The sequence below is a fragment of the Streptomyces sp. 8N616 genome (assembly GCF_052246385.1).
Classification (GTDB): Bacteria; Actinomycetota; Actinomycetes; order Streptomycetales; family Streptomycetaceae; genus Streptomyces.
Genome location: NZ_JBQQBY010000014.1, coordinates 117,648 through 142,745, shown reverse-complemented (window position 1 = coordinate 142,745; position 25,098 = coordinate 117,648). Strand labels below are relative to the sequence as shown.

Below are 25,098 nucleotides of genomic sequence, written 5' to 3'. Positions count from 1 at the left end.
CCCCGCCCTCCGGCAGACTTGGCCGGGAATCACTGGTAATCATGCGTGACGGGATCGGCACGCCGGGGCCGCAGCGGCCGCAGCGCAAGGCCGTGCGCCACGGGGGGAGCAGAAAGATGAGCCAGGACGGCGCACAGGGCCGTTACGAGGGCCGTTCGGTCGGCGGCGGCCGCTACCAGCTGCGCGACCTGCTCGGCGCGGGCGGCATGGCGTCCGTACACCTCGCGTACGACACCGTGCTGGACCGGCAGGTCGCCATCAAGACCCTCCACACCGAGCTCGGGCGCGAGCAGTCCTTCCGCGAGCGGTTCCGCCGCGAGGCCCAGTCCGTGGCGAAGCTCTCCCACACCAACATCGTCTCGGTCTTCGACTCCGGCGAGGACGCGATGTCCGACAGCGCCTCCGGCGGAGGCGACGGCGCGGTCGTCCCGTACATCGTCATGGAGTACGTCGAGGGCCAGCCGCTGCGCTCGGTCCTGGACGCGGACGTGGCGCAGTACGGCGCGATGCCGGCCGAGAAGGCGCTGAAGATCACCGCGGATGTGCTGGCGGCGCTCGAGGTCAGCCACGAGATGGGCCTGGTCCACCGGGACATCAAGCCGGGCAACGTGATGATGACCAAGCGCAATGTGGTCAAGGTCATGGACTTCGGCATCGCGCGCGCGATGCAGTCCGGGGTCACCTCGATGACCCAGACCGGCATGGTCGTCGGCACCCCGCAGTACCTCTCCCCCGAGCAGGCGCTGGGGCGCGGCGTGGACGCCCGCTCCGACCTCTACTCGGTGGGCATCATGCTCTTCGAGCTGCTCACCGGACGGCTGCCGTTCGACGCGGACTCGCCGCTGGCCATCGCGTACGCGCATGTGCAGGAGGAGCCGCCCCCGCCGTCCTCGATCAACCGGTCGGTCCCGCCTGCGGTCGACGCGCTGGTCTCGCGGGCGCTGCGGAAGAACCCCAACGAGCGTTTCCCGACGGCCGAGGCGATGCGCGACGAATGCGCGCGGGCCGCGGGCAGCGGGCAGACCGGGGCCGCGCCGATCATCATCGCCGGCGGGCCCGCGGCGCGCAGCGGCTCGGGGGTCGGCTCGGCGGTCTTCCCTCCGGTGGACCAGCAGACCCCGGCGCCGCCGAACGTGCACACGCCGTACCAGCAGCCCGCGCAGCAGCCGCACTCGGGCCAGCAGATGGGCGGCTTCGGCCCCTCGACCCCGCCGCCGCCCTCGCAGCCGATGCAGCAGCCGGGGCAGCCGGGCTACCACACCCCGGGGACCCCGGGCCTGCAGACACCCGCTCCCTCGCCGTACGGCAGCGGCTCGCAGACCCCGCCGCCGTACTCGATCACCCCGCCTCCGCACGGCCCGTCCTCGGGCGGCAGGAGCAACATGCCGGTGATCGTGGCGTCGGTCGTCGTCGCGCTGCTGGCGATCGGCGGCCTGATCACCGCGATCGTGCTGAACAAGGAGAACGGTGATGGCGGCCAGGCGGACGGCAGGGAGACGACGCAGCCCACGACGGACGAGACGGCGAGCCGGCAGCCGGCGGGCTCGGGCGGATCCACGAGCGGCGGGGGCGAGTTCAACCCCGGCGACAAGACCCGGGTCATCGACACCGAGAAGTGCACCGAGGCGAACGAGTACTGGGACGACAACAGCAAGATCTCCGCGCCGCAGTTCCAGTACTACGACGTCACGTCGGTGAAGGAGTGCCTGAACGCAGCGGGCTGGAAGTACAGCGTGGTGTACGAGAACGAGAACTCCTGGGGCAAGGGCATCGTTCTCCGGCAGACCCCGCTGACGGGCGACCCGTTCGACCCGAAGGACAAGACGGAGAAGTTCGTGCTGACGGTGTCCACGGGCAAGCCCGCCTGAGGTACGAGGAGGGCCCCGGCGCGCGGTTGCGTGCCGGGGCCCTCCTCGTTTACAGGTACGGGCCTGAGCGGGCGCCGCCCTGGTGGGACCGCTCCTCGTCGCCCTCGGCTGTCATCACGCCCGGCGGCAGCGCCCGGCGCATCTGCTCCAGCTGGGCCCGGGCCGCCATCTGCTGGGCGAACAGGGCCGTCTGAATGCCGTGGAACAGTCCCTCGAGCCAGCCGACCAGCTGAGCCTGCGCGATCCGCAGCTCCGCCTCGGTCGGGACGGCGTCATCGGTGAAGGGCAGCGAAAGCCGCTCCAGTTCCTCGACGAGCTCGGGCGCCAGGCCGTCCTCCAGCTCCTTCACGGAGCTGTGGTGGATCTCCTTGAGCCGGACGCGGCTCGCCTCGTCCAGAGGTGCCGCACGGACTTCCTCCAGAAGCTGCTTGATCATGCTGCCGATGCGCATGACCTTCGCGGGCTGTTCGACCATGTCCGTCACAGGAACCTCGCGCGACTCCTCGTCGCCCTCCCCGCCGCCGGAGCCGGGGTTGCCGAGAGCCATCCCGTCGGGTCCGACGACCAGCACCTGGGGGTTCTCCTGCGACCGTTCATTCCTCGGCATCTCCATGCCGCCATTCTCTCGCACACGGACTTGTAAACGGTTCTGCCCCCGGGTACGGCCGATCCACCGCTTTCGATGGGCTCCCGGCGAGGGAAGGGCGGTGGCGGCGGGGGTGTGAGGTGGGCGCTCGGGTGTGTGCTCGGGGACGTGCGCGGGTGTGTGCTCGGGTGCGGGTCAGTGCTGCCGCAGCCGGATGCCGATGTAGGCGAGGCCGAATCCCATCAGCGCCAGACCGGTCCCGATCGGCAGCACCCGCAGCATCCGTCCGCTGGGGTGCGCCCCGGCCGGCTGGCCGCTCTCCTCGGCGCTCGTGCTGGGGGCGGCGCTGTCCGGATCCGGTGTACCGGTCGAGGACGGGTCTGCGGGCGCCTCGCTCACCTCGGTCCACTCGGGCTCGACCGGCTCCTGCTGCTGCGGCTCGTACGGCAGCGGGGGCCGCCACGCCCCCTCCAGCTCGTCACGGTCGGGCGGGGACGGCAGGTCAGGCGTCGGGCCGGGCGGGTGCGGGGCCGCATGGGTGGGCGGGGAGGGCTCGGCGGCGCCGCCGCTGGGGGGCGCGGCGGACGGTGGGCCGGGCGGCGCGCCCGAGGGTATGCCCGGGCCCGGCGGCGCGCTGGGTTCCTCGGGCGGGCCGGTCTCCCTGGAGCCGGAGCCCGGCCGGGAGGGGCCGCCGGGCCGGGACGAGGGGTCGGGGCCGGGGACCTGGGCCGCCCCGGGCGCCCTGCCGGACGGATACGGGGCGGATATGCCCAGGCGGCCCATCGGGTGAATCAGCAGGATTTGTGGCCCGGTGACGGACGTCCTGCGCTCCACAGGGAAATGAGCCTGTTCGCGGGCGAGCGCGGTGGGGGCCGGCAGCATGGCCGCCCCCACCAGGAGCCCGATGGCGAATCGCGAGCGAAGCGCTGGAGCCACAGTGGTGACCCCCTCCCGTGCGAGCCGTCAGGGTGACCCTTCCGATGCAGTGTTCAGAGTCACATGACGGATGAAATCCGGCATCTCGGACGGGAGTCGGGCGAGAGTCCGGCGAGGCTCGCTGGAGGTCGGAGCGGGCCGGAACGTACGGGATTCGGAGGAAGCCCGAGGGACCTGCGAGTCGCCCCGGCCGTCACACCGTGAGCAGGACCTTCCCCACGTGGGCGCTGCCCTCCAGCACCCGGTGGGCCTCCGCCGCGTCCCGCATCGGGAGCGTACGGTCCACCACCGGCCGTACCCGCCCGGTTGCGAACAGCGGCCATACGTGCTCGCGCACCGCCGCCACGATCGCCGCCTTCTCCGCCAGCGGCCGCCCGCGCAGCGAGGTCGCCGTCACCGCGCCGCGCTTGGCCAGCAGCGCGCCCAGGTCGAGCTCGCCCTTGCGCCCGCCCTGCAGGCCGATGACGGCGATCCGGCCGCTCACGGCGAGTGCCTTCACATTCTGGCCGAGGTACCTCGCGCCGATGATGTCGAGGATGACGTCCGCCCCCGCCCCGTCCGTGGCCTTGCGGATCTCCTCGACGAAGTCCTGCTCGCGGTAGTCGATGAGGATGTCCGCGCCGAGCTCTCGGCAGCGCTCCAGCTTCTCCGGGCTGCCCGCCGTCACCGCGACCCTGGCCCCGACCGCCTTCGCGAGCTGGATCGCCATCGTGCCGATGCCGCTCGATCCGCCGTGCACCAGCAGCGTTTCGCCGGGGCGGAGGTGGGCGACCATGAAGACGTTCGACCAGACCGTGCACACCACTTCGGGCAGTGCCGCGGCCGACACCAGGTCCACCCCCTCGGGGACGGGAAGCAGCTGGCCGACCGGGACCGCGACCTTCTCCGCGTAGCCGCCGCCCGCGAGCAGCGCGCACACCTCGGCGCCGACGGACCAGCCGGAGACTCCGGGCCCGAGCGCCGCGATCCGGCCGGCGCACTCCAGGCCGGGGTACGGGGACGAGCCTTGCGGCGCGGCGTAGAAGCCCTGGCGTTGCAGCAGGTCGGCGCGGTTGACGGCGCTGGCCACGACCTCGACCAGCACTTCGCCCTCGCCGGGCACGGGGTCCGGGACCTCGGCCCACACCAGGGCCTCGGGTCCGCCGGGTTCGGGGATGGTGATCGCGTGCATAGGCATGGCCGCGAGGCTACTCCGGTTGCAGGGCCGGGCCATTCAGCCGGTCCTGCTGGTTCAGCGGGTCCGGCTGGTCCGGCTGGTCCGGCTGGTCCGGCTGGTCCGGCTGGTCCGGCTGCTGGCTCAGCGGGTCCCGGCCGGTCCAGCTGGTCCAGCCAGTCCAGCCGGTCCGGGTCCAGCCGGTCCGGGTCCAGCCGGTCCGGGTCCAGCCGGTCCAGGTCCAGCCGGTCCAGGTCCAGCCGGTCCGGGTCCAGCCGGTCCGGGCAGCGGCTACTGCTCCGGTTCCCGGTCCAGGGTGTTGGTCTGGGGCCTGGCGCGGCTGATGGCGATGATCCGGTCGGTCGCCTGAAGCGGGCTGGCCTTCGGGTCGTCGTAGCCGAGGAGCCGGTGCCCGCGCAGCACGGACACGACCAGGTCGTCCACCTCCCGTACGGACCGTCCGACCTCGGCCTTCACCACCGGGCGCTCGATCAGGTCCAGGCCGCTGCCCTGCTGGATCAGGTCCTCCATGACCGTGACCGAGCTGGGGCTGACGACGGAGAGGCCGAGCAGGCGGCCCGCGGCGCTGGAGCTGGTGATCACAGCGTCCGCTCCGGACTGGCGCAGCAGCGGCGCGTTCTCCTCCTCGCGGACCGCCGACACGATCTTCGCGCCCCGGTTGAGCTGACGGGCCGTCAAGGTCACGAGGACGGCGGTGTCGTCGCGCTGGGTGGCGATGATGATACGTCCGGCCCGCTGCGTCTCGGCGCGCAGCAGGACATCGCTGCGGGTGCCGTCCCCGACGACGCCGACGAAGCCGTCTGCGGTGGCCGTGTCGATGACTTTCTGGCTCGGGTCGATGACCACGACCTTTTCCTTGGACAGGCCCTTGGCGGTCAGGGTCTGGAGGGCGGTACGGCCTTTGGTGCCGAAGCCGATGACTACGGTGTGATCGCGCAAGGCGGACCTCCAGCGGTTCAGCCGCCACTGTTCGCGGCTGCGTTCGGTGAGGACCTCGAGGGTCGTGCCGACCAGGATGATCAAGAAGAGCACGCGCAGGGGTGTGATGAGGACGACGTTGGTGAACCGGGCGCCGTCGCCGTACGGGACGATGTCGCCGTAGCCGGTGGTCGAGAGGGTGACGGTCGCGTAGTAGACGCAGTCGAGGAAGTCGACGTCCACGTCGGCGTTGTCGTGGTACTCGTCGCGCTCGGCGTAGACCAGGAGCACCGTCGCGAGGAGGACGAAGAGGGCCATCAGCAGGCGTCCGACGACCTGTTGGAGCGGTCCGCGGACGGTGCGGCGGGGGAGCTGTATGCGGTAGCCGCCGGGCTCGGGTGCGACGCGGGCGGCGGCGTCCTGGCTGGGCAGCTTCACGCGTTGGTCCCGCGGTGCGGAGGACTGCCGGGGGCGACTGGGCTGGTGGGAGCGTCGCTGGTGGGGGTGGCGTCGGCGCCGCTGGTGGGGCTGGGGCCGGTGGGGCTGGGGCTGGTGGGGCTGGGGCCGGCGCCGGTGAGGCTGATGTGGCTGGTGGACCAGGGCAGTTCGAGGTACTCCACCGCGTCCCCGGGCTCCGCGCCGCCGGGCGGCACGACCGCCAGCCCGTCGGAAGCGGCAATTCCGCGGAGCATCGCGGGCCCGTGGAAGTGCAGCGGCACGGCGCGGCCGCCGCGGAGGGCGACGGGGACGAGCCGGGTGTTGTGCGGATGGCCCTGAACGGCGGCGGTGAGGCCGACTGTCGCCGTCGTGGCGGCGGTTCCCGCCTCGTCGGTTGCCGAGGCCGCCCGGCCCGAGAGCATACGGAGCAGGGGCTCGGCGAGCGTGAACAGCCCGGAGACGGCGGCGAGCGGGTTGCCCGGGAGCCCCACCAGGTGCTTACCGGGGGCGAGCCGCGCGAGCAGCATGGGGTGCCCGGGGCGTACGGCGACTCCGTCCACCAGCAGGGCGGCACCGGCGCGGTGAAGCGTCGGATGCACGTGGTCGACGGGGCCTGAGGCGGTGCCGCCAGTGGTGACGACGAGGTCGGCGGTGGATGCGATGACGGCCTTGTGGAGGATGTCGGCTTCGTCGCGGAGGTGGTGCGTACCGATCACCTCCGCGCCGAGTGCGCGCAGCCAGGGGCCGAGCATCGGACCGAGCGCGTCGCGGATCCGGCCCTCGCGGGGGAGGCCCGCGTCCAGCAACTCGTCGCCGAGGACGAGGATTTCGACGCGGGGGCGGGGGAACGTGCGCAGCTCGTCGTAGCCCGCGGCGGCGGCGAGGCCGAGCACGGCGGGGGTCACGAGCGTCCTGGCGGGCAGCAGCCGGTCGCCGCGGCGGCACTCCTGGCCGCGGGGGCGGATGTCCTGGCCCGGCGCGACGGGTCCCCGGCCGGGGAGTACGTGCAGCCAGGCCTCGCGCGGGGCACCGCGCACCGCGCGGTACGGCTCGTCGGCGGGCGGTTCGTTGGCGGGCGGTTCGTTGGCGGGCGGCTGGTCGGTGGGCAGCTGGTCGGTGGGCAGTTGGTCGGCGGGCGGCTGGTCGGCGGGTGGTTCGGTGCCGTGTGGTCGTGGTTGCGGCTCGTCGCGGACCGGCTCCCGCGCCTCGCGCTCCCGCACCTCGCCGTGCTCGCTGCGCAGCACCGCCGTCGTACCGGCCGGGATCCGCGCGCCGGTGGCGATACGGACCGCCTGGCCGTCGGGCAGCGGCGGGGGAGCGTCATGTCCGGCGAGGATGCCGTGCTCGGAGCCTCCGGTGTACGGGACGTCCCGGGAGGACGTGGCGTCCGCAGCGTCCGCGGCGTCGGCGGCGTTCGCGGCGTCCGCGGTGTCCGCGGCGCTCGTGGTGTCCGCGGCGCTCGTGGTGTCCGCGGCGCTCGTGGTGATCCGCCAGGGCCCGGGGCCCGCGACTGCCCATCCGTCCATGGCTGAGGTGTCGAACGACGGCAGGTCGGTCAGTGCGACCAGCGGCTCGGCCAGCACATGCCCCAGCGCGTCCACGAGCCCCCGTACGACGGAAGGCAACGGCCCACCCGCGGCCCGCGCGGCCACGTCCCGGGCTTCGCTCCAGGACATAGCGTGATGGGCGTGATGGGCGGTATCGGTGCCCTGCGCGCCATGAACGCCATGAACGCCATGAACGCCATGGGCGTGGCCGGGCCGCCCGGCCGCCGCCTCCGCGGGTTGTGCGGCACCGGACCGCGGTGTTCCGCCCTGCGGGACGGAGGTCTGCTGCGGCGCGCTGTGGTGGAACGCTCCCGGCCACAATTCGTCCGACTCCGGCTCAGCGGAATCCCGCGCCCGCTCCCGACCCGGCGTGCCGTGCTGTCCGCCGCCCCGCTGCGATTCCGGCCGGATCACTCCGCCCCCGGAGGGCTCGGCGGCGTCTCCCGCGTCGTTCGGCTCGGCTGCCCCGCCCTCGATACGTACCAGGTGCGCTGCGCGGCGGGTGCGTGACGCGGAACCGCCCGGCTCGCGCCGGGCCGCGCGGCCCGTGCCCTGCGCGGCGGAGCCGCTGTGTCGCCCTTCGTTGGCGATGGCCAGCGCGTCGTCGACCTCCAGCGCGTCGTCGGCCTTCCGCGGCTCGTCGGCATCCAGCGCGTCGGCTGCCTCCAGCGCCGCGGCTACTTCCAGCGGGTCGCCGGGCTCGAGCGCATGGCCCGCCTGGAGGCCGGCATGGCGACGGTCGGCATGCAGGGGATCCGCATGCAGGTGGTCCGCATGATCGACGCCCGCTCGGCCGACTTCACCGGCCGCCGGGTGTTCCACGTTCCACGGCCCGTCGCGGCCCACGCCCGGGTCCGTCATCCCGCCGTCTTCTCGGGGCCGCTGGCCGGGCCGTCGGGGGACTCCTCGGCCCAGCGCTCGGCGAGCGCCGCCGCCTTGCGGACGGCGGTCGCGACCTCGGCCGCGCTTCCGCCCGCCCGGCCCGCCGCATACCCCACCAGGAAGGTGGTCAGCGGCGCCGCAGGCCTGGCCACGCCGTGCGCGGCATCGCGGGCTAGGTCCAGCAGGACGCCGGTGTCGACGTCCAGCTCGATCCCGAGTTCGTCCTTGACTGTGGCAATCCATTCGTCCAGCACGTTTCCATGCTCCCTGATACGGGCCCTGGCCGCGGCGATGTCCTCCCAGGTGTCGCAGTCGAAGGAGGAGGCGGCTGCGTCGGGGCCGGGCAGGCGGTGAAGGGTGAGCTCGGCGGTGAGCAGCCGGAGGGGCAGGTGGGCGAGGCCGCCGTGCTCGGCGGCGAGCAGGGCGAGTTCGCGGCGCAGCGGCTCGGTGCGGTACGCGGCGACCAGCGGCTGGTCACGCCCGTCGGCGTCGACGAGGACGACCGCGTCGGCCTTGTCCCCGGCACCCGGAGCGCCCGTGGAATCCGGACCGTCCGTGGAATCCGGACCGTCCGTGGAATCCCGACCGCCCAGCGAACCCGGACTGCCCGCGGACCCTGGACCGTCCGCAGGCCCCGGACCGCCCCTGGGACCCGGACCGCCGGAGTCCGCGCGACCCTCCGGCGGACCGTCCAGTGCCGCGAGCAGCCCCCGCACCGTAGCCGCCGACAGGAACGGCAGGTCGGCGGAGAGCACGAGCACGACCCGTGCCGTGACCTGCCGCAGGCCCGCGTCGAGGGCAGCCAGCGGCCCGCCGCCGGGCGGGTCTTCTCGGGTCCAGCGCACGACCCGTGCGGTCGGCCGCCGGGAGCCGACGACGACCGTGACGGCGGCGTCCGCGCACGCGCCGAGCACCCGGTCCAGGAGCCGGCGCCCGCCGACCCGAAGGCCGGGCTTGTCGGCGCCGCCCAGCCGCTTCGCGGCTCCTCCGGCCAGCACCACGGCGTCGTACGCATGCGCAGTCATGCACCCGAGTATGGCCGGGCGCGCCCCGTAGTCACCCCTGAGGTACGCGGACGGTGTGCGGGGGTCGGGGCGGAACGGGGGGGCGGAAGCCAGGCGGAAGCCAGGCGGAAGCCAGGCGGAAGCCAGGACAGAAGCCGGGCGAAGGCACCGGAAGAGTCCCAGGAGAGATCGGGAAGGCCCCGGTGTCCCCTCGGTCACACCGTGCGCAGCAGCACCGCGGGCTGCTCGACGCAGTCGGCCACGAACCGCAGGAAGCCCCCGGCCGTGCCGCCGTCGCACACCCGGTGATCGAAGGTCAGCGACAGCTGTACGACCTGCCGGACTGCCAACTCGCCCTGGTGCACCCAGGGCTTCGGCACTATTCGTCCGACACCGAGCATCGCCGCTTCCGGGTGGTTGATGATCGGCGTGGAGCCGTCGACGCCGAAGACGCCGTAGTTGTTGAGCGTGAAGGTGCCGCCGGTGAGCTCGGCGGGCGTGAGCGCGCCCGCCCGCGCTGCCTCGGTCAGCCGGGCGATCTCCTCCGTCAGCCCGACCGTCGTACGGGCCTGCGCGTCCCGGACGACGGGCACGACCAGGCCCCGCTCGGTCTGCGCCGCGAACCCGAGGTGCACGGCGGGCAGCCGTACGATCTCGCGGTTCTCGGTGTCCACGGTGGAGTTCAGTTCGGGGTAGCGGGCGAGCGCGGCGGTGCAGATCCGGGCCAGCAGTGCGAGCAGCGACACCTGGGGCCCGCCGGAGGCGTTCATGGCGGTCCGGGCGGCCATCAGCTCAGTGGCGTCGGCGTCCACCCAGCACGTCGCGTCGGGAATCTCGCGGCGGCTGCGGGACAACTTGTCGGCGACGGCCCCGCGCACCCCGCGCAGCGGAATCCGCTCCTCGCGCTCCGGGCCCCCCACGCCCGCGTGCTCGCCAGTCGGCTGTCCGGCGGGCGACCCGGCGAGGACGGGCCCGGGGCCGGTCGTCCCGGCCGCGGCGTACGGAGCCGCCTCGCCGTGCGCCGCGGTCACGGTCATCCTCCGCGCGGCCTCCTCGACGTCGGCCCGCAGGATCAGCCCTTCGGGCCCGGACCCCTTCACCGCCCGCAGATCGATCCCGTGCTCCCGCGCGATCCGCCGCACCAGCGGTGAGATCACGGCGACGGGCCCGCCTGCCCGTTCTCCTGCTTGGCCTGCGTACCATCCGTCCGCGGAGTGCCCGCCCGTGGGTTGCCGGGCCGTGGGTTGCCCGGCCGTGTGTTGCCCGGCCGCAGCTCGCTCGACCGCGGACAGCCCGTCCACGGTCTGCCCGCCCGACGCACGGTCCCTGGGGCCGGTACCCGCGGCGCCGGACGGCGCCCCCGCCCCGGCTCGCCCGCCCCGGCCACCGCCCGCGTGCGCCACGTCCGCCGCCCGCGGCTCTCTCTCGCCTTCCGTGGCCGACCGGGAGAACCCGCCCGAACGCCGGACCCGGCGGCGACGCGCGGCCGGCGCACCCGTGCCGTACCCGACCAGAACGTTCCCCGAGCCCTCCTCGGCCGCCGAGCCCGGCCGCCCCGCGGGCTCCGCGGGCTCCGCGGAATCCTCCGCCTGCGAGGCCGTGGAGTCCACGCCCACGGCGACCGTCAACAGTGGTGCCCCGACCGGAAGTTCGGTCCCTTCCTCCCCGAAGCGCGCGGTCACCACGCCCCCGTAGGGACACGGCACCTCAACCGTCGCCTTCGCCGTCTCGACCTCCACCACCGGCTGGTCGACGGCCACCACATCGCCCACCTGCACGAGCCAGCGGACGACCTCGGCCTCCGTCAGCCCCTCGCCCAGGTCGGGCAGCGTGAACTCGCGCACCACAGCCATCAGCGCATGCCCTCCGCCTCGGTCCAGCCTGACTCCCACTGGAGCCGGGCGACCGCGTCGAGAACGCGGTCCACACCCGGCAGATGGTGCCGCTCCAGCATCGGCGGCGGATACGGGATGTCGAACCCGGCGACGCGCAGCACGGGGGCCTCCAGATGGTGGAAGCACCGCTCCGTCACCCGCGCGGCGATCTCCCCGCCGGGGCCGCCGAAACCGGTGGACTCGTGAACCACCACCGCCCGGCCGGTCCTGCGGACCGATGCACTCACCGTCTCGTCGTCGAACGGCACCAGGCTGCGCAGATCGAGGACTTCGAGGTCCCATCCCTCGTCCCGCGCCGCCTCCGCCGCCTCCAGGCACACCGGCACGGAGGGTCCGTAGGTGATGAGCGTGGCGCTGCGGCCCGTACGGCGGACGACGGCCCGCCCGATGGGCGGCACCGCCTCCGGCTCGTCGGCCGACCAGTCGGCCTTGGACCAGTACAGCCGCTTCGGCTCGAGGAAGATCACCGGATTGTCGGAGGCGATCGCGGCCCGCAGCATCCCGTACGCGTCGGCGACGGTCGCCGGTGTGACGACATGGAGTCCGGGCGTCGCCATGTAGTAAGCCTCGGACGAGTCGCTGTGGTGCTCGACCCCGCCGATCCCGCCGCCATAGGGCACCCGTACGGTGATCGGCAGCGGCATGGCGCCCCGCGTGCGGTTGCGCATCCGCGCGACATGGCTGATGAGCTGCTCGAACGCCGGGTACGCGAAGGCGTCGAACTGCATCTCGACGACGGGCCGCAGCCCGTACATCGCCATCCCGGCGGCCGTGCCCAGGATCCCGGCCTCCGCAAGCGGCGTATCCGTGCAGCGGTCCTCACCGAACTCCTTCGCGAGGCCGTCGGTGATCCGGAAGACGCCGCCCAGCGTGCCCACGTCCTCTCCGAGGACGTGCACGGACGGGTCCTCTGCCATCGCATCCCGCAGCGCGCGCCCCAGGGCCTGTGCCATGGTCGCGGGCTTGCGCACGCCGGAGCCCGGCTCTGCGGTGGCTGGTGCCGTGGTCACTGCCCGCCCTCCCCTTCGCTGCCGGCCTGCTCGTCCTCCGCCGCGTCCAGCTCGGCACGCAGTTGCTCGGCCTGCTCGCGCAGCTGCGTGGTCCGCTCGGCGTAGACGTGGGCGAACAGGTCCATGGGGTCCAGGAGCGGGTCCTGGTTCATCCGCGCCCGCAGGTCGGCGGCCAGCCGCTCGGCGGAGTCGCGCGCGGCCTCCACCACGGCGTCGTGCAGCAGACCCTGCTCGCGCATCTCGCGCTCCATGAGGGTTATCGGGTCGTGCTCGCGCCATTCCTCCACCTCGGAGTCCGAGCGGTAGCGGGTGGCGTCGTCCGCATTGGTGTGGGCCTCGATCCGGTAGGTGACGGCTTCGACGAGCGTCGGCCCGCCGCCGCTGCGCGCCCGCCGCACGGCCTCGCTCAGCACCTGGTGAACCGCCACCGCGTCGTTGCCGTCGACGAGCCGGCCCGGCATGCCGTACCCGACCGCCTTGTGGGCGATGGAGGGCGCGGCCGTCTGCTTGGCGAGCGGCACGGAGATGGCGAAGCCGTTGTTCTGGACGAGGAAGACGACGGGGGCCTGCCAGACGGCGGCGAAGTTCAGCGCCTCGTGGAAGTCGCCCTCGCTCGTGCCGCCGTCGCCGACCATGGCCAGCGCGACGACGTCGTCCCCCTTGAGACGGGCGGCGTGCGCGAGGCCGACCGCATGCGGCAGCTGGGTGGCCAGCGGCGTACAGAGCGGGGCGACGCGGTGCTCGTACGGGTCGTAGCCGGTGTGCCAGTCGCCCCGCAGCAGCGTGAGCGCCTGCACGGGATCGAGGCCGCGGGCGACGGCCGCGAGCGTGTCGCGGTAGCTGGGGAAGAGCCAGTCCTGGTCCTCGAGGACGAGCGCCGCGGCGACCTCGCAGGCTTCCTGGCCGGTACTGGACGGGTAGACGGCCAGCCGCCCCTGCCGGGTGAGCGCCGTCGCCTGCGTGTTGTAACGGCGGCCGCGCACCAGCTCGGCGTGGAGCCGCCGGAGCAGGGACGGGTCGGCGTCCCGCGCCGCAGAGGTCCCCAGGATGCGGTACGGCTCCGCGTCGGGCAGCAGCGGCGCGGGATCGACGCGGGGCCGCCAGGAGGGCGGCGGGGCGGGGTGGTACGACCCGGGCTGTTCGAGGACCGTCATATCGAGCACCTCCTGGAGATCCCATGCCGGTGGGCCGGGACGGGCAGGCTTCCGGCGGACGCGGTTGGGGTCCCCCGGCGGAGCCAGGGGAGCGTCTCACCTACCGATTGTTCGGTCGTCGGCACATTTTGGCTACAGGCGGACCCAGCCTGTGGACAAACGGTTCTCCACAGCCTGAGATGAAGACAGGACGTCCATATCGGGGAGGCGCAGCGGGATGGCAGCTGAACGGATGGCCGAAGAAGACCGGATTCCGCCCTCACGCCCCCTCGATGCGATCGACCGCGCGATCCTCGGGATGCTGCGCACCGACGGCCGCGCCTCGATACGCTCCGTGGCCGAGCGCGTGCACGTCTCGCGCGCCAACGCCTACGCGCGCATCAACCGGCTCATCGAGGACGGGGTGATCCGCGGCTTCAGCGCCCGCATCGACCAGGAACGGGCAGGCCAGGGCGCGTCCGCGTACATCACCCTCAAGATCGTGCAGAACTCCTGGCGCACGGTGCGCGAGCAGCTCAAGGAGCTGCCGGGCGCCACCCATATCGCCCTGGTCAGCGGCGACTTCGACGTCCTGCTGCTGGTCCACACCGAGGACAACAGGGCGCTGCGCGAGCTGGTGCTCACCCGCATCCAGTCCATACCCGAGGTGCTGAGCACCCGCACGCTGCTGGTCTTCGAGGAGACGGACCTCTGGCCGGAGGAGTGACTCCTTCCGGTCGGACTCTCCGCCACCGATGAGTTCCGGACAACCGCGAGGTCTATCTCTCCGAAGCAGCACCACACGCCGAGCAGCGAGAGAAAAGAGACCCCTGATGTCCACGAAGATCTTCGTCAACCTCCCCGTGAAGGACCTCGCCAAGTCGAAGGACTTCTTCACCAGGACCGGCTTCTCGTTCGATCCGCAGTTCACCGATGACCGTGCGGCATGCCTGGTGATCAGCGACGACATCTACGCCATGCTGCTCACGGAGCCGTTCTTCAAGACCTTCACCGGCAAGGAGATCGCCGACACCAGGAAAAGCACGGAGGCCATCGTGGCGCTGGGCGTCGAGAGCCGGGAGCGGGTCGACGAGCTGGCCGACAAGGCCTTCGCGGCCGGCGCGCAGCCTTCGAGGGAGACCGACGACCAGAGCCCCATGTACGGGCGGACCTTCCAGGACCCCGACGGCCACCTCTGGGAGATCTTCTCCATGGATCCGTCCGCGATGCAGGAACAGGGCTGAGCGCCCTCACCTTTGACCGCCTTGCCGTACGGCTCCTCAGCTGGTCCGCAGGCCCGCGAAGGCCATCCGCACGACCGCCTCCGCCACTTCCTCGCCGTCGGCGTGGCCCGCGTGGCCGCCGTGCGGGCGGTACCACTCCACGATCGAGTTGATCATTCCGAAGAGCAGCCGCGTCGCGAGCCGTACGTCGACGTCGTCCCGCAGGTCCCCGTCCGCCGCGGCCTGCTTGAGCAGCTCGGCGACCTGCTGGTCGAACTCGCGGCGGCGCGCCATGGCCGACCGCTCGGTGTCGGTGTTCCCGCGCACCCGCAGCAGCAGCGTCACGTACGGCAGCTCTGCCATCAGCACCTCCGCCGTGCGCCGCGTCACGTGCTCAAGCCGGTCGATGGCCCGCCCCTCCGTGGCCTGCGGCTCCTGAAGGATGCCGAACAGCCCGTCCAGGGCACGGGATATGGCGAGTCGCAGCAGCTCTTCCTTGCCGCGGACGTGGTGGTAGATGGACGACTTGGAGATCCCCGCGGCGCGGGAGAGGTGCTCCATGGAGGTGCCGTCGTAGCCGCGCTCGTTGAAGACCTCGACGGCGACCGCGAGCAGCGACTCGGGCGTATAGGTGTCGCGCTTGGCCATGGTCATGATGAAAGCAGCCTCTCGTCGGCCGCCGCACGGCGGCACAGGAGCGGGGAGGGCGCATAGCGGGGCGCGCCATATGCGCCGTGGAGGTTCCGCAGGACATCACGCACCCATCGGGCGCCCAGTTCGTCCCCCCACTCCAGCGGGCCCCGCGGGTAGTTCACACCGAGCCGCATCGCGGTGTCGATGTCCTGCGGACCGGCCACGCCGCGGCCGACCGCGTCGACGGCGAAGTCCACGAGCATCGCGACAGTGCGGGCGACGATCATGCCCGGGACGTCGTCGATCACACTGACCTGCTTGCCCAGCGCCTGGAAGAGGCCGATGGCCGACTGCAGAGCCGCGGGGCGGACGGTGTCCGAGGGCGCCAGCGCGATACGGGTCGCGGTGCGGTAGTCCAGCGCGAGGTCGAAGCGGATGCAGTTGCCGGCCGGATCGGTCGTGGCGGCCGAGCCGTCGGTCAGCGTGAGCCGGGTGCCGTCGGGCAGGGCGATGAAGCCCTTGGAAGGCTCCGGCGCCCCGTCGCCCGTGACCTCGATGCCCGCCTCCGTGATCATCTCCCGCAGGACCGCGGCCGGTCCCAGGCCCGCGTGGATCCCGACCGTGTCCGGGGCCTTGCACTGCTCCGCGGTGTGCGGCTCCGGCTTCTGCGCCCCCTCGCCGTAGCCGAACCACCCGCGCCCCGCCTTGCGCCCGTGCCGCCCGGCCTCGACGAGGCGCCGCTGGGCCATGGACGGCGTGAACTTCGGGTCCTGGAAGAAGGCCTCCCACACGGAGCGAGTGACCGCCTCGTTCACGTCCTGACCGATGAGGTCCGTCAGCTCGAACGGTCCCATCCTGAAGCCGCCGCACTCGCGCAGCACCGCGTCGATCGTGGCGGGATCGGCCGCCCGCTCCTCATGGAGCCGGAAGGCCTCGGCGTAGAAGGGCCGGGCGAGGCGGTTGACGATGAACCCGGGGGTGTCTGCGCAGTGGACGGGCGTCTTGCCCCAGGCGGCGGCCGTGTCGTACGCGCGTGTGGCCGCGGCCTCGTCGGTGGCGGAGCCGCTCACCACCTCCACGAGGGGGAGGAGCGGCGCGGGGTTGAAGAAGTGCAGCCCGACGACGCGTCCCGGGCGGCGCAGCGCGCCGGCTACCGCCGTGACGGACAGCGACGAGGTGTTGGTGGCGAGGAGACAGTCGCCGGAGACGACCGTCTCGAGCGCCGTGAACAGCTGCTGCTTGGCGACCAGATCCTCGAGGATCGCCTCGACGACGAGCTGCGCGTCCGCGAGGCCGGCGATGTCCCCGACCGGATCGAGGCGGGCATAGGCCGCTTCGCGCTCCGCGGGTGTGATCCGGCCCTTCTCCACCAGCCGGTCGAGCCGCGCCATGACGGCGTCGGCGGCCGTCCCGGCCCGGCCGGGAGCGACGTCGTAGAGCCTCACCGGGTGTCCTGCGAGCAGCGCGACCTGGGCGATTCCCTGGCCCATGGTCCCGGTGCCGACGACGCCGACGGTTCCGGTCCGGTCGATTGCCATCATGGCCGAGATCCTCTCGTACACGTTGTCCACAGGCTCGACAGGCCCCCTTGTCCCGACCGATCGTTCGGTTACTCTAACCCTGTTGCCCTTTTCCGGCCCAGCTCAACGAGGAGTTGGTCAGTCATGGCCGCCGATCTCACCGCTGTCCAGCTGATCGAGAAGCACCGCCCGACGCTCGACCAGGCGCTCGAGGCCATCCGCACGCGCGCGTACTGGTCACCGCACCCGGAGCACCCGAAGGCTTACGGGGAGAGCGCCGCCGGTGACGGACAGGCCGCCTTCGACGCCCTGCGCGGCAAGCGGCTCGACCTCGACCAGCCGGGCACCGACGCCTGGGTGGGCGACGAGGTGTCCCCCTACGGCCTGGAGCTGGGCATGGAGTATCCGCACCCGGACGCCGATGCGCTGCTCCCGGCCATGCGCGCGGCGATGCCCGCGTGGCGGGAGGCCGGGCCCGAGGCGCGGGCCATGGTGTGCCTGGAGATCCTCTCCCGGATCAACGCGCGCACCCACGAGTTCGCCCACGCGGTCATGCACACCAGCGGGCAGGCGTTCATGATGGCCTTCCAGGCCGGCGGGCCGCACGCCCAGGACCGCGGCCTGGAGGCGGTGGCGTACGCGTACGTCGAGCAGGTCCGCACCCCTGACGCGGCGGACTGGTCCAAGCCGCAGGGCAAGCGGGACCCGCTCAACCTCCACAAGCAGTTCACCGCCGTGCCCCGCGGCATCTCGCTCCTGATCGGCTGCAACACCTTCCCCACCTGGAACGGCTACCCCGGTCTGTTCGCATCCCTGGCCACCGGTAACGCGGTGCTGGTCAAGCCGCATCCGCGGGCAGTGCTGCCGCTGGCGCTGACCGTCGCCGTCGCCCGCGAGGTGCTGGCCGAGGCGGGATTCGACCCCAATCTGATGGCGCTGGCCGCGGAGCGGCCCGGCGAGGGCCTGGCCAAGGCGCTGGCCGTGCGTCCCGAGGTCCGGATCATCGACTACACCGGCTCGACCGCCTTCGGCGACTGGCTGGAGGCCAACGCCCGCCAGGCGCAGGTGTTCACCGAGAAGGCCGGGGTGAACACCGTAGTCATCGACTCCACCGATGACTACAAGGGGATGCTGGGCAACCTCGCCTTCTCGCTGTCGCTCTACAGCGGCCAGATGTGCACGACCCCGCAGAACCTCCTGATCCCGCGGGAGGGGATCGGCACGGACGCGGGCCACAAGTCGTACGACGAGGTCGTCACCGACCTGGCGGGCGCGGTGCAGGGCCTGCTGGGCGACGACGCGCGGGCGAACGCGCTGCTGGGCGCGATCGTCAACCCGCAGGTACGGGAGCGCATCGAGGCGGCGCCCGGCCTCGGGAAGGTCGCGCTCGCCTCGCGCGCGGTGCAGCACCCGGACTTCCCGGACGCCACCGTCCGTACGCCCGTGATCGTCAAGCTGGACGGAGCCAAGCCGGACGACGAGGCGGCCTACCTGGCGGAGTGCTTCGGGCCGGTGTCCTTCGCGGTGGCCGTGGACTCGACGGCCGATGCGGTGGAGCTGCTGCGCCGCACCGTCCGGGAGAAGGGCGCGATGACCGTCGGCGCGTACACGAGCTCGCCCGAGATCGAGCGGCTGGTCGAGGAGGCGTGCTGGGAGGAGTGCGCCCAGCTGTCGCTGAACCTGACCGGCGGGGTCTACGTCAACCAGACCGCGGCGTTCTCGGACTTCCACGGCTCGGGCGGCAACCCGGCGGCGAATGCGGCGCTGTGCGACGGGGCGTTCGTGGCGAACCGCTTCCGCACGGTCGAGGTGCGACGGCCCGCGTAGACGCCCAGGCGTGGCTCCGGGATCCGGATCCCGGCTACAGCGCTTCCGGGGTCTCCACGCGGGCGTGGCGGCTGATCCAGGCGTGCATCGCGATGGCGGCCGCCGCGCCCGCGTTGATCGAGCGGGTCGAGCCGAACTGGGCGATCGAGCACACCAGGGCCGCGTGTTTCCTGGCCTCCTCGGTCAGGCCGGGTCCCTCCTGCCCGAACAGCAGCACGCAGCGGCGCGGCAGTTCGGTGGTCTCCAGCGGGACGGCCCCGGGGAGGTTGTCGATCCCGATGACCGGCAGCCCCTCGGCGGCCGCCCAGGCGGTCAGGCCGACCGTGTCCGGGTGGTGGCGCACATGCTGGTACCGGTCGGTGACCATGGCGCCGCGCCGGTTCCAGCGGCGCCGCCCCACGATGTGGACCTCCTTGGCCAGGAAGGCGTTGGCGGTGCGTACGACGGAGCCGATGTTGAAGTCGTGGCCCCAGTTCTCCACCGCCACATGGAAGTCGTGACGGCGGGTGTCGAGGTCGGCGACGATCGCCTCGCGCTTCCAGTAGCGGTAGCGGTCGACGACATTGCGCCGGTCGCCGTGCGCGAGCAGCTCGGGGTCGTAGTGATCGCCGGTCGGCCACGGCCGGGGGTGCGGCCCGACGCCGACCTCCGCAGGCGTGTAGCCGTCGTCGTACTGGATGGCCTCGGTGTTCCCGGCACCGGCACTGCCGGGGCTGCTGAGGCTGCTCACGGTGCTCACCCGACGAGGGTACGGTCGGGCTCCGCGCTGCCGCGTCCCTCGGGCTCCGAGTCCGCGCGGGACGACCGGCGGGGGCGCAGGCGCGCGGCCAGGCCACCGACCCGGCGCAGAAAGCCGGTCGGCAGGAAAACGGCGTCCGCAGCGATCATGGCCAGGGAGAAGAACGGCAGGCCCAAGGCCACCGCGAACGCCAGGTGCTCGAGCATCATCACGGCCAGCAGCGCGTTCTTGACACGCCGGTTCATGAGCGTGAACGGGAACGCGACCTGGACGATCACCGTGCCGTAGGTGATGAGCATCACCAGCACGCCGCTGCTGCCCACGAGGTCGGAGACCAGGGGCCAGGGCGCGAAGTAGTCCAGGTTGACCGGGTAGAAGGCCGCCGTGCCGTCCTGCCAGCGCGAGCCCTGGATCTTGTACCAGCCGGCGGTCGCGTAGATCAGGCACACCTCTGCCATGATCACCAGCAGGGCGCCGTTGTGGGCCAGGTTGGCGATGACGTCCAGCACGGTCGCCGTCTCCCGCCCGACCGCCGACTCCACGCGCGCGTACCGGCGCACCGCCCACCACAGGGCATGGATGATCCACAGCCCCCAGAAGACCAGCGCCCATCCCCAGCTCAGCCGGTCCAGGAGGGTGGCAGCGGCGAGAACGGCGCCGAGGACCGACCACAGGGCGATGCCCGCGGGGTCCCGCCCCGGCTCAAGGGCTCCCTCCTGCTCCCTCCTGCGCCGCCGCCGCGCGTCCAGCGACCACACCTGGCCGCAGCGCGTGAGGACCAGATAGATCGCCATGAGGTGGACGACGTTGTCGCCGCCGTCGCCCATGAAGATGCTGCGGTTCTGCAGCGACAGGACCCCGGCCATGAAGAGCACGGACATGGTGCGGGTGCGCCAGCCGAGCATGAGAAGGGCGCTCGCGGCGAGCGAGAAGGCGTAGACGGACTCGAACCACAGTCGCCCGTCGGACCACATGAGCACGGTGAAGGCGCCGTTCCCGTCGATCATCTGCCGGGCCAGATCCCAGCTCCACGGGCCATCGGGCCCGTACAGCTCGTGGCGGTGCGGCCATTCGCGCAGCAGGAAGAACAGCCAGGTGAAGGAGAAGCCGATCCGGACCACGGCGGTCTGGTACGGGCCGAGGGCGCTGCCGGTGACACGGGCGATGCCGCGCGCGAGCCCGCGCTCGGTCCGGCGGACGGGGAGGTTCGGCGTCACGGGCTGTCGGCTCCCTCGGGGAGGTCAGCGGCGGCGACCGTCCACCACGGGAGTACGCGATGCACGGTCCTGGTGTCGATCTTCTCGTCGCTCCACGGGGGCGGGGTGACAGGGGTGGTCGCCGAGCGCACCTGGATCCGCTCGACCCTGCCGCCGTTCTCCTCCGAGCCGAACCGGTCCATCACGATCCGCCGGATGTAGCGCTCGGAGAGCTGGCCGCGCAGGCCGTCCGGCCTGTTCTCGGCGTCGTGCGAGCCGGTGAAGAAGTCCCAGGCCCGGCGCAGCTCGTTCTGCTGCGTGTGGCTGGGCAGGGGGTTGTGGCGGATCCCGGCGCCGTCCTGGGCGGACAGGTCGGTCCACTCCGTGGTCGCGATCCCGCCGTCCGCCGTACGGACCTCGGCGCGGGCCTGTACCGCGATGTTCTGCTGGAGTGGGTTGGGAGCGAACAGTTTCCAGTTCTGCTCGAACTCCGGATAGACGTACTCGTCGACCGCCGCGCCGTGCCGCTTGGTGATCGTGTTGGAGGGGGCGACGTGCAGAAAGACCATCGACACGTGCACGGCGGCGGCGACGGCCACGACCGCGACCGCCACCGCTATCACTATTCGCGAGGGCAGCGAGAGTGCGGCTACGCCGCCCGGCGCCGCCGCTGTTTCGTCCTCGTCTCGCTCCATACCCGCCCTCCCGCGTCCCCGGATCTCCGGGGAACGGTACTCAGAGCACCCCGCCCAGCACAGCGCTCATGGAGTTATCCACAGCCTTGACACCCTACGAGCCGCCACAGCACCATTGAACCGAACGATCGGTCGGTCGGTTGGCTGGTCGATTGATCGGCGGGGAGTGGGGCTCATCGACGGAGAGGGGTGCCTGGTGACCACGGTGATGGAGTCCGGGAGCGCGGGCGCGTATGCGGCGGAGTTCGACGCCGTGGTGGCCGCGGACGAGCGGATCGAGCCGCGCGACTGGATGCCGGACGAATACCGAGCGACGCTGGTGCGGCAGATAGCGCAGCACGCCCACTCCGAGATCATCGGCATGCAGCCGGAGGCGAACTGGATCACCCGCGCCCCCTCGCTGCGGCGCAAGGCGATCCTGATGGCCAAGGTGCAGGACGAGGCCGGACACGGGCTGTATCTCTACAGCGCGGCGGAAACCCTGGGCACAGGGCGGGACGAACTGCTCGACAAGCTGCACTCCGGCCGCCAGAAGTACTCCTCGATCTTCAACTACCCCACGCTGACCTGGGCCGACGTCGGCGCCATCGGCTGGCTCGTGGACGGCGCGGCCATCACCAACCAGGTGCCGCTCTGCCGCTGCTCCTACGGCCCCTACGCCCGCGCGATGATCCGGATCTGCAAGGAGGAGTCCTTCCACCAGCGGCAGGGATACGAACTGCTGCTCACCCTGAGCCGCGGCACCCAAGCGCAGCACGCGATGGCGCAGGACGCGGTGGACCGCTGGTGGTGGCCCTCACTGATGATGTTCGGCCCGCCCGACGACCAGTCCTCGCACTCCGCCCAGTCCATGGCCTGGAAGATCAAGCGGCACTCCAACGACGAACTGCGGCAGCGCTTCGTCGACATCTGCGTCCCGCAGGCGGAAACCCTCGGTCTCACCCTCCCCGACCCGGACCTGAAGTGGAACGAGGAGCGGGGGCACTACGACTTCGGGGCCATCGACTGGGACGAGTTCCGCGAGGTGCTGCGGGGCAACGGCCCCTGCAACGAGGAGCGGATCACCCAGCGTCGGCGGGCGCACGAGGAAGGCGCCTGGGTGCGCGAGGCAGCTGCGGCCTACGCCGCCAAGCACGGGGAGGGGAAGGAATGAGCGCGACGAGCGGTACCGGCGGGGCGGCCGACTGGCCGCTGTGGGAGGTGTTCGTGCGCAGCCGCCGCGGCCTGTCGCACACCCACGCGGGGAGCCTGCACGCGCCGGACGCCGAGATGGCGCTGCGCAACGCCCGCGACCTCTACACCCGCAGGTCGGAGGGCGTCTCGATCTGGGTGGTGCCGTCCTCGGCGATCACCGCCTCCTCGCCCGACGAGAAGGACCCGTTCTTCGAGCCGGCCGCCGACAAGCCCTACCGGCACCCGACGTTCTACGAGATCCCGGAAGGGGTGAAGCACCTGTGACGGCCGCACTCGCCCTGGGAGACGACGCGCTGGTGCTCTCGCACCGGCTGGGGGAGTGGGCCGGGCATGCGCCGGTGCTCGAGGAGGATGTGGCGCTCGCCAACATCGCGTTGGATCTGCTGGGCCAGGCCCGGGTACTGCTGTCGATGGCGGGCGACGAGGACGAGCTGGCGTATCTCCGCGAAGAGCGCGCATTCCGCAACGTCCAGCTGGTCGAGCAGCCGAACGGCGACTTCGCGCACACCATCGCCCGCCAGCTCTACTTCTCGACCTACCAGGAGCTGTTCTACGGGCAACTGGCGGGCGGCGAGAGCGACTTCACACCGCTGGCTCGCAAGGCCGTCAAGGAGGTCGCGTACCACCGGGACCACGCCGAGCACTGGACGCTGCGGCTGGGCGACGGCACGGCGGAGAGCCACGACCGGATGCAGCGCGGCCTCGACGCGCTGTGGCGATACACGGGCGAGCTCTTCGAACCCGTAGACGGAGTGGCCGTGGACTGGGACGCACTGCGTCAGGGCTGGCTGGCGTCCGTGACGGCCGTCCTGGAGCGGGCCACCCTGGCCCTGCCCGGCGGGCCGCAGAGCGGTGCCTGGACGGCGGGCGCGGGTCGCCAGGGTCTGCACACCGAGCCGTTCGGCCGGATGCTCGCCGAGATGCAGCATCTGCACCGCAGCCACCCGGGGGCGACATGGTGACCACCAGCGACACACAGCCCCGTGACACGGCTGCCACGACCGCCCTCGAAGAGGAACTCCGCAAGCTGGCCGGCTCGGTGCCGGACCCGGAGCTGCCGGTCGTCACGCTGGAGGAGCTGGGCGTGCTGCGCGGCCTGCAGGTCGTCGGCCCCGGCCAGGTCGAGGTCGAACTGACCCCGACCTACACCGGATGCCCGGCGGTCGAGTCGATGTCGGCCGACATCGAGCGGGTGCTGCACGAGTACGGCATACCCGAGGTCACGGTCCGTACCGTCCTCTCCCCGCCATGGACCACCGACGCCATCAGCGCCGAAGGCCGCCGCAAGCTCGAGGAGTCCGGAATCGCACCGCCCCGCCCGGGCGGTGGCAGCGGGCCGGTCATGATCCAGCTGTCGGTCCACTGCCCGCACTGCGGATCGACCGACACCACGCTGCTGAGCCGCTTCTCCTCCACCGCGTGCAAGGCGCTGCGCCGCTGCGAGTCGTGCCGCGAACCGTTCGACCACTTCAAGGAGTTGTAGATGGCCCGCCCCGCGACCGAGACGGCCCGTTCCGCTCCGGCCGCCCGCCACGGTGCGTTCCATTCGCTGCGGGTGGCGGCGGTGGACCGGCTGACCGACGACTCGGTCGCCGTCACCTTCGCGGTGCCGCCCGAGCTGCGCGAGACCTACCGCTACATGCCAGGGCAGCATCTGGCGCTGCGCCGGGCAGGAGGCGGCGCGGAGATCCGCCGCACCTACTCCATCTGCGGGCCGGCCCTGGCCCCGGAGGGGCCGGAGACCCTGCGGGTCGGCGTACGGCTGGTCGAGGGCGGGGAGTTCTCAACCTTCGCGCTCAAGAAGCTGACGGTCGGCGACACCGTCGAGGTGATGGCACCGGCCGGTCGGTTCGTACTCGAGCCGGGGCCGGGACACTTCGTCGGCGTGGTCGGCGGCAGCGGCATCACCCCCGTGCTGTCGATCGTCTCGACGCTGCTGGCGCGCGAGCCGGAAGCCCGCTTCTGCCTGATACGCAGCGACCGCACCGCCGCCTCGACGATGTTCCTCGAGGAGGTGGCCGACCTCAAGGACCGCTACCCCGACCGGCTCCAGCTGGTGCATGTCCTCTCCCGCGAGGAGCAGCAGACCGGCCTGCCCTCCGGGCGGCTGGACGAGGACCGGCTCACCGGACTGCTGCCCGCACTTCTGCCGGTCGAGGCGGTCGACGGCTGGTTCCTGTGCGGACCGTACGGGCTGGTGCAGGGCGCCGAGCGGGCGCTGCGTGCCCTCGGCGTACCGCGCGGCCGCGTGCACCAGGAGATCTTCCATGTGGACGACGGCGCCTCGACGGCACCCGCCCGCGTCGCCGCCCCGGCCCACGCCACCGTGACCGCGACGCTGGACGGCCGCTCCGGAAGCTGGCCCGTACAGGACGGCGAGTCGCTGCTGGAGGCGGTGCTGCGCAACCGCGCCGACGCCCCCTACGCCTGCAAGGGCGGGGTGTGCGGAACCTGCCGGGCCTTTCTCGTCTCGGGCGAGGTGCGGATGGACCGGAACTTCGCCCTGGAGGCCGACGAGGTCGGCGCGGGCTACGTACTGGCCTGCCAGTCCCATCCCGTCACCGAGCAGGTGGAGCTGGACTTCGACCGCTGACCAGGCCGGGTCCCGCCGGGTACCGGACTGGTTCCGGTGGCACCATTCCCTATTCCTGAAACCTGTTCTATCTTGACGCCTCGTCAG

The 25,098-nt window shown here is 72.3% G+C and carries 23 protein-coding genes; 9 read left to right on the top strand and 14 right to left on the bottom strand.

From position 1 onward, the window contains the following. Nucleotides 1–116 precede the first annotated feature (116 nt). Nucleotides 117–1,868 (top strand): protein kinase domain-containing protein, encoded by a 1,752-nt coding sequence (locus ACTWQC_RS15220; protein ID WP_443316244.1) that lies wholly within the window; start codon nucleotides 117–119, stop codon nucleotides 1,866–1,868. 49 nt (nucleotides 1,869–1,917) lie between these two features. Here the strand turns inward: ACTWQC_RS15220 and ACTWQC_RS15215 are convergent, their stop codons facing one another. The 9 genes from ACTWQC_RS15215 to pdhA form a co-directional block, all read right to left on the bottom strand. Next, entirely contained in the window at nucleotides 1,918–2,481 is a 564-nt protein-coding gene (locus ACTWQC_RS15215; protein WP_443316194.1) for a bacterial proteasome activator family protein, read from the bottom strand. A gap of 168 nt (nucleotides 2,482–2,649) precedes the next feature. Further along, entirely contained in the window at nucleotides 2,650–3,390 is a 741-nt protein-coding gene (locus ACTWQC_RS15210) for a hypothetical protein (RefSeq protein ID WP_443316193.1), read from the bottom strand. A gap of 193 nt (nucleotides 3,391–3,583) precedes the next feature. After that, nucleotides 3,584–4,561 carry an NAD(P)H-quinone oxidoreductase gene (locus ACTWQC_RS15205; protein ID WP_443316243.1) on the bottom strand — a complete coding sequence of 326 codons (978 nt, stop codon included), beginning with the start codon at nucleotides 4,559–4,561 and terminating at the stop codon, nucleotides 3,584–3,586. 273 nt (nucleotides 4,562–4,834) lie between these two features. Beyond that, the gene (locus ACTWQC_RS15200; RefSeq protein WP_443316192.1) at nucleotides 4,835–5,920 is read right to left on the bottom strand and encodes a potassium channel family protein; all 1,086 of its coding nucleotides are present in this window, start codon (nucleotides 5,918–5,920) and stop codon (nucleotides 4,835–4,837) included. Continuing rightward, nucleotides 5,917–8,328: a molybdopterin-binding protein gene (locus ACTWQC_RS15195; protein ID WP_443316191.1), complete on the bottom strand. Its 2,412-nt coding sequence runs from the start codon at nucleotides 8,326–8,328 to the stop codon at nucleotides 5,917–5,919. The genes ACTWQC_RS15200 and ACTWQC_RS15195 overlap by 4 nt, the downstream gene beginning before the upstream one ends. Further along, complete coding sequence (locus tag ACTWQC_RS15190) at nucleotides 8,325–9,374, bottom strand: DUF6457 domain-containing protein (protein ID WP_443316190.1); 1,050 nt, start codon at nucleotides 9,372–9,374, stop codon at nucleotides 8,325–8,327. The genes ACTWQC_RS15195 and ACTWQC_RS15190 overlap by 4 nt, the downstream gene beginning before the upstream one ends. A gap of 194 nt (nucleotides 9,375–9,568) precedes the next feature. After that, on the bottom strand, nucleotides 9,569–11,206 hold the full coding sequence (locus ACTWQC_RS15185; RefSeq protein ID WP_443316189.1) for a dihydrolipoamide acetyltransferase family protein: 1,638 nt from the start codon (nucleotides 11,204–11,206) through the stop codon (nucleotides 9,569–9,571). Continuing rightward, entirely contained in the window at nucleotides 11,206–12,258 is a 1,053-nt protein-coding gene (locus tag ACTWQC_RS15180) for an alpha-ketoacid dehydrogenase subunit beta (protein WP_443316188.1), read from the bottom strand. The genes ACTWQC_RS15185 and ACTWQC_RS15180 overlap by 1 nt, the downstream gene beginning before the upstream one ends. Further along, nucleotides 12,255–13,412, bottom strand: a complete 1,158-nt coding sequence (gene pdhA / locus ACTWQC_RS15175) for a pyruvate dehydrogenase (acetyl-transferring) E1 component subunit alpha (RefSeq protein ID WP_443316187.1) — start codon at nucleotides 13,410–13,412, stop codon at nucleotides 12,255–12,257. Before pdhA ends, ACTWQC_RS15180 begins: the two co-directional genes overlap by 4 nt. 217 nt (nucleotides 13,413–13,629) lie before the next feature. On the opposite strand from pdhA, the gene ACTWQC_RS15170 reads away from it, so the two are divergent. Both ACTWQC_RS15170 and ACTWQC_RS15165 read left to right on the top strand, forming a co-directional pair. Next, nucleotides 13,630–14,118, top strand: a complete 489-nt coding sequence (locus ACTWQC_RS15170; protein WP_443316186.1) for an Lrp/AsnC family transcriptional regulator — start codon at nucleotides 13,630–13,632, stop codon at nucleotides 14,116–14,118. Nucleotides 14,119–14,224: 106 nt separating this feature from the next. Continuing rightward, nucleotides 14,225–14,635, top strand: a complete 411-nt coding sequence (locus ACTWQC_RS15165) for a VOC family protein (protein ID WP_443316185.1) — start codon at nucleotides 14,225–14,227, stop codon at nucleotides 14,633–14,635. 36 nt (nucleotides 14,636–14,671) lie between these two features. On the opposite strand, the gene ACTWQC_RS15160 is transcribed toward ACTWQC_RS15165, so the two are convergent. After that, the gene (locus tag ACTWQC_RS15160; RefSeq protein ID WP_443316184.1) at nucleotides 14,672–15,268 is read right to left on the bottom strand and encodes a TetR/AcrR family transcriptional regulator; all 597 of its coding nucleotides are present in this window, start codon (nucleotides 15,266–15,268) and stop codon (nucleotides 14,672–14,674) included. Beyond that, a complete protein-coding gene (locus tag ACTWQC_RS15155) occupies nucleotides 15,265–16,788 on the bottom strand; it encodes a 3-hydroxyacyl-CoA dehydrogenase (protein ID WP_443316183.1) in 1,524 nt (507 codons plus the stop codon). Before ACTWQC_RS15155 ends, ACTWQC_RS15160 begins: the two co-directional genes overlap by 4 nt. A gap of 123 nt (nucleotides 16,789–16,911) precedes the next feature. Here ACTWQC_RS15155 and paaN point away from each other — a divergent pair, with 123 nt between their 5' ends. Then, nucleotides 16,912–18,594, top strand: coding sequence for a phenylacetic acid degradation protein PaaN (gene paaN, locus ACTWQC_RS15150; RefSeq protein ID WP_443316182.1), 1,683 nt, complete (start codon nucleotides 16,912–16,914; stop codon nucleotides 18,592–18,594). Between the two features lie 34 nt (nucleotides 18,595–18,628). Here paaN and ACTWQC_RS15145 read toward each other — a convergent pair whose 3' ends face one another. The 3 genes from ACTWQC_RS15145 to ACTWQC_RS15135 are packed head-to-tail and all read right to left on the bottom strand — an operon-like array spanning nucleotide 18,629 to nucleotide 21,224. Next, complete coding sequence (locus ACTWQC_RS15145; RefSeq protein WP_443316181.1) at nucleotides 18,629–19,333, bottom strand: TrmH family RNA methyltransferase; 705 nt, start codon at nucleotides 19,331–19,333, stop codon at nucleotides 18,629–18,631. After that, nucleotides 19,330–20,550, bottom strand: a complete 1,221-nt coding sequence (locus ACTWQC_RS15140) for an HTTM domain-containing protein (protein WP_443316180.1) — start codon at nucleotides 20,548–20,550, stop codon at nucleotides 19,330–19,332. The genes ACTWQC_RS15145 and ACTWQC_RS15140 overlap by 4 nt, the downstream gene beginning before the upstream one ends. Continuing rightward, nucleotides 20,547–21,224 carry a DUF5819 family protein gene (locus tag ACTWQC_RS15135; RefSeq protein ID WP_443316179.1) on the bottom strand — a complete coding sequence of 226 codons (678 nt, stop codon included), beginning with the start codon at nucleotides 21,222–21,224 and terminating at the stop codon, nucleotides 20,547–20,549. Before ACTWQC_RS15135 ends, ACTWQC_RS15140 begins: the two co-directional genes overlap by 4 nt. A gap of 208 nt (nucleotides 21,225–21,432) precedes the next feature. Here ACTWQC_RS15135 and paaA point away from each other — a divergent pair, with 208 nt between their 5' ends. Genes paaA through paaE form a run of 5 tightly spaced genes read left to right on the top strand, consistent with a single transcriptional unit; the run spans nucleotide 21,433 to nucleotide 25,011 of the window. Then, nucleotides 21,433–22,377, top strand: a complete 945-nt coding sequence (gene paaA / locus ACTWQC_RS15130; protein WP_443316242.1) for a 1,2-phenylacetyl-CoA epoxidase subunit PaaA — start codon at nucleotides 21,433–21,435, stop codon at nucleotides 22,375–22,377. Continuing rightward, the gene (paaB, locus tag ACTWQC_RS15125; protein ID WP_443316178.1) at nucleotides 22,374–22,682 is read left to right on the top strand and encodes a 1,2-phenylacetyl-CoA epoxidase subunit PaaB; all 309 of its coding nucleotides are present in this window, start codon (nucleotides 22,374–22,376) and stop codon (nucleotides 22,680–22,682) included. The genes paaA and paaB overlap by 4 nt, the downstream gene beginning before the upstream one ends. Beyond that, nucleotides 22,679–23,380, top strand: a complete 702-nt coding sequence (paaC, locus tag ACTWQC_RS15120) for a 1,2-phenylacetyl-CoA epoxidase subunit PaaC (protein ID WP_443316177.1) — start codon at nucleotides 22,679–22,681, stop codon at nucleotides 23,378–23,380. The genes paaB and paaC overlap by 4 nt, the downstream gene beginning before the upstream one ends. Then, entirely contained in the window at nucleotides 23,374–23,901 is a 528-nt protein-coding gene (gene paaD / locus ACTWQC_RS15115) for a 1,2-phenylacetyl-CoA epoxidase subunit PaaD (protein ID WP_443316176.1), read from the top strand. The genes paaC and paaD overlap by 7 nt, the downstream gene beginning before the upstream one ends. Further along, complete coding sequence (gene paaE / locus ACTWQC_RS15110; RefSeq protein ID WP_443316175.1) at nucleotides 23,902–25,011, top strand: 1,2-phenylacetyl-CoA epoxidase subunit PaaE; 1,110 nt, start codon at nucleotides 23,902–23,904, stop codon at nucleotides 25,009–25,011. It begins immediately after the preceding gene. The last annotated feature ends 87 nt before the right edge of the window (nucleotides 25,012–25,098 follow it).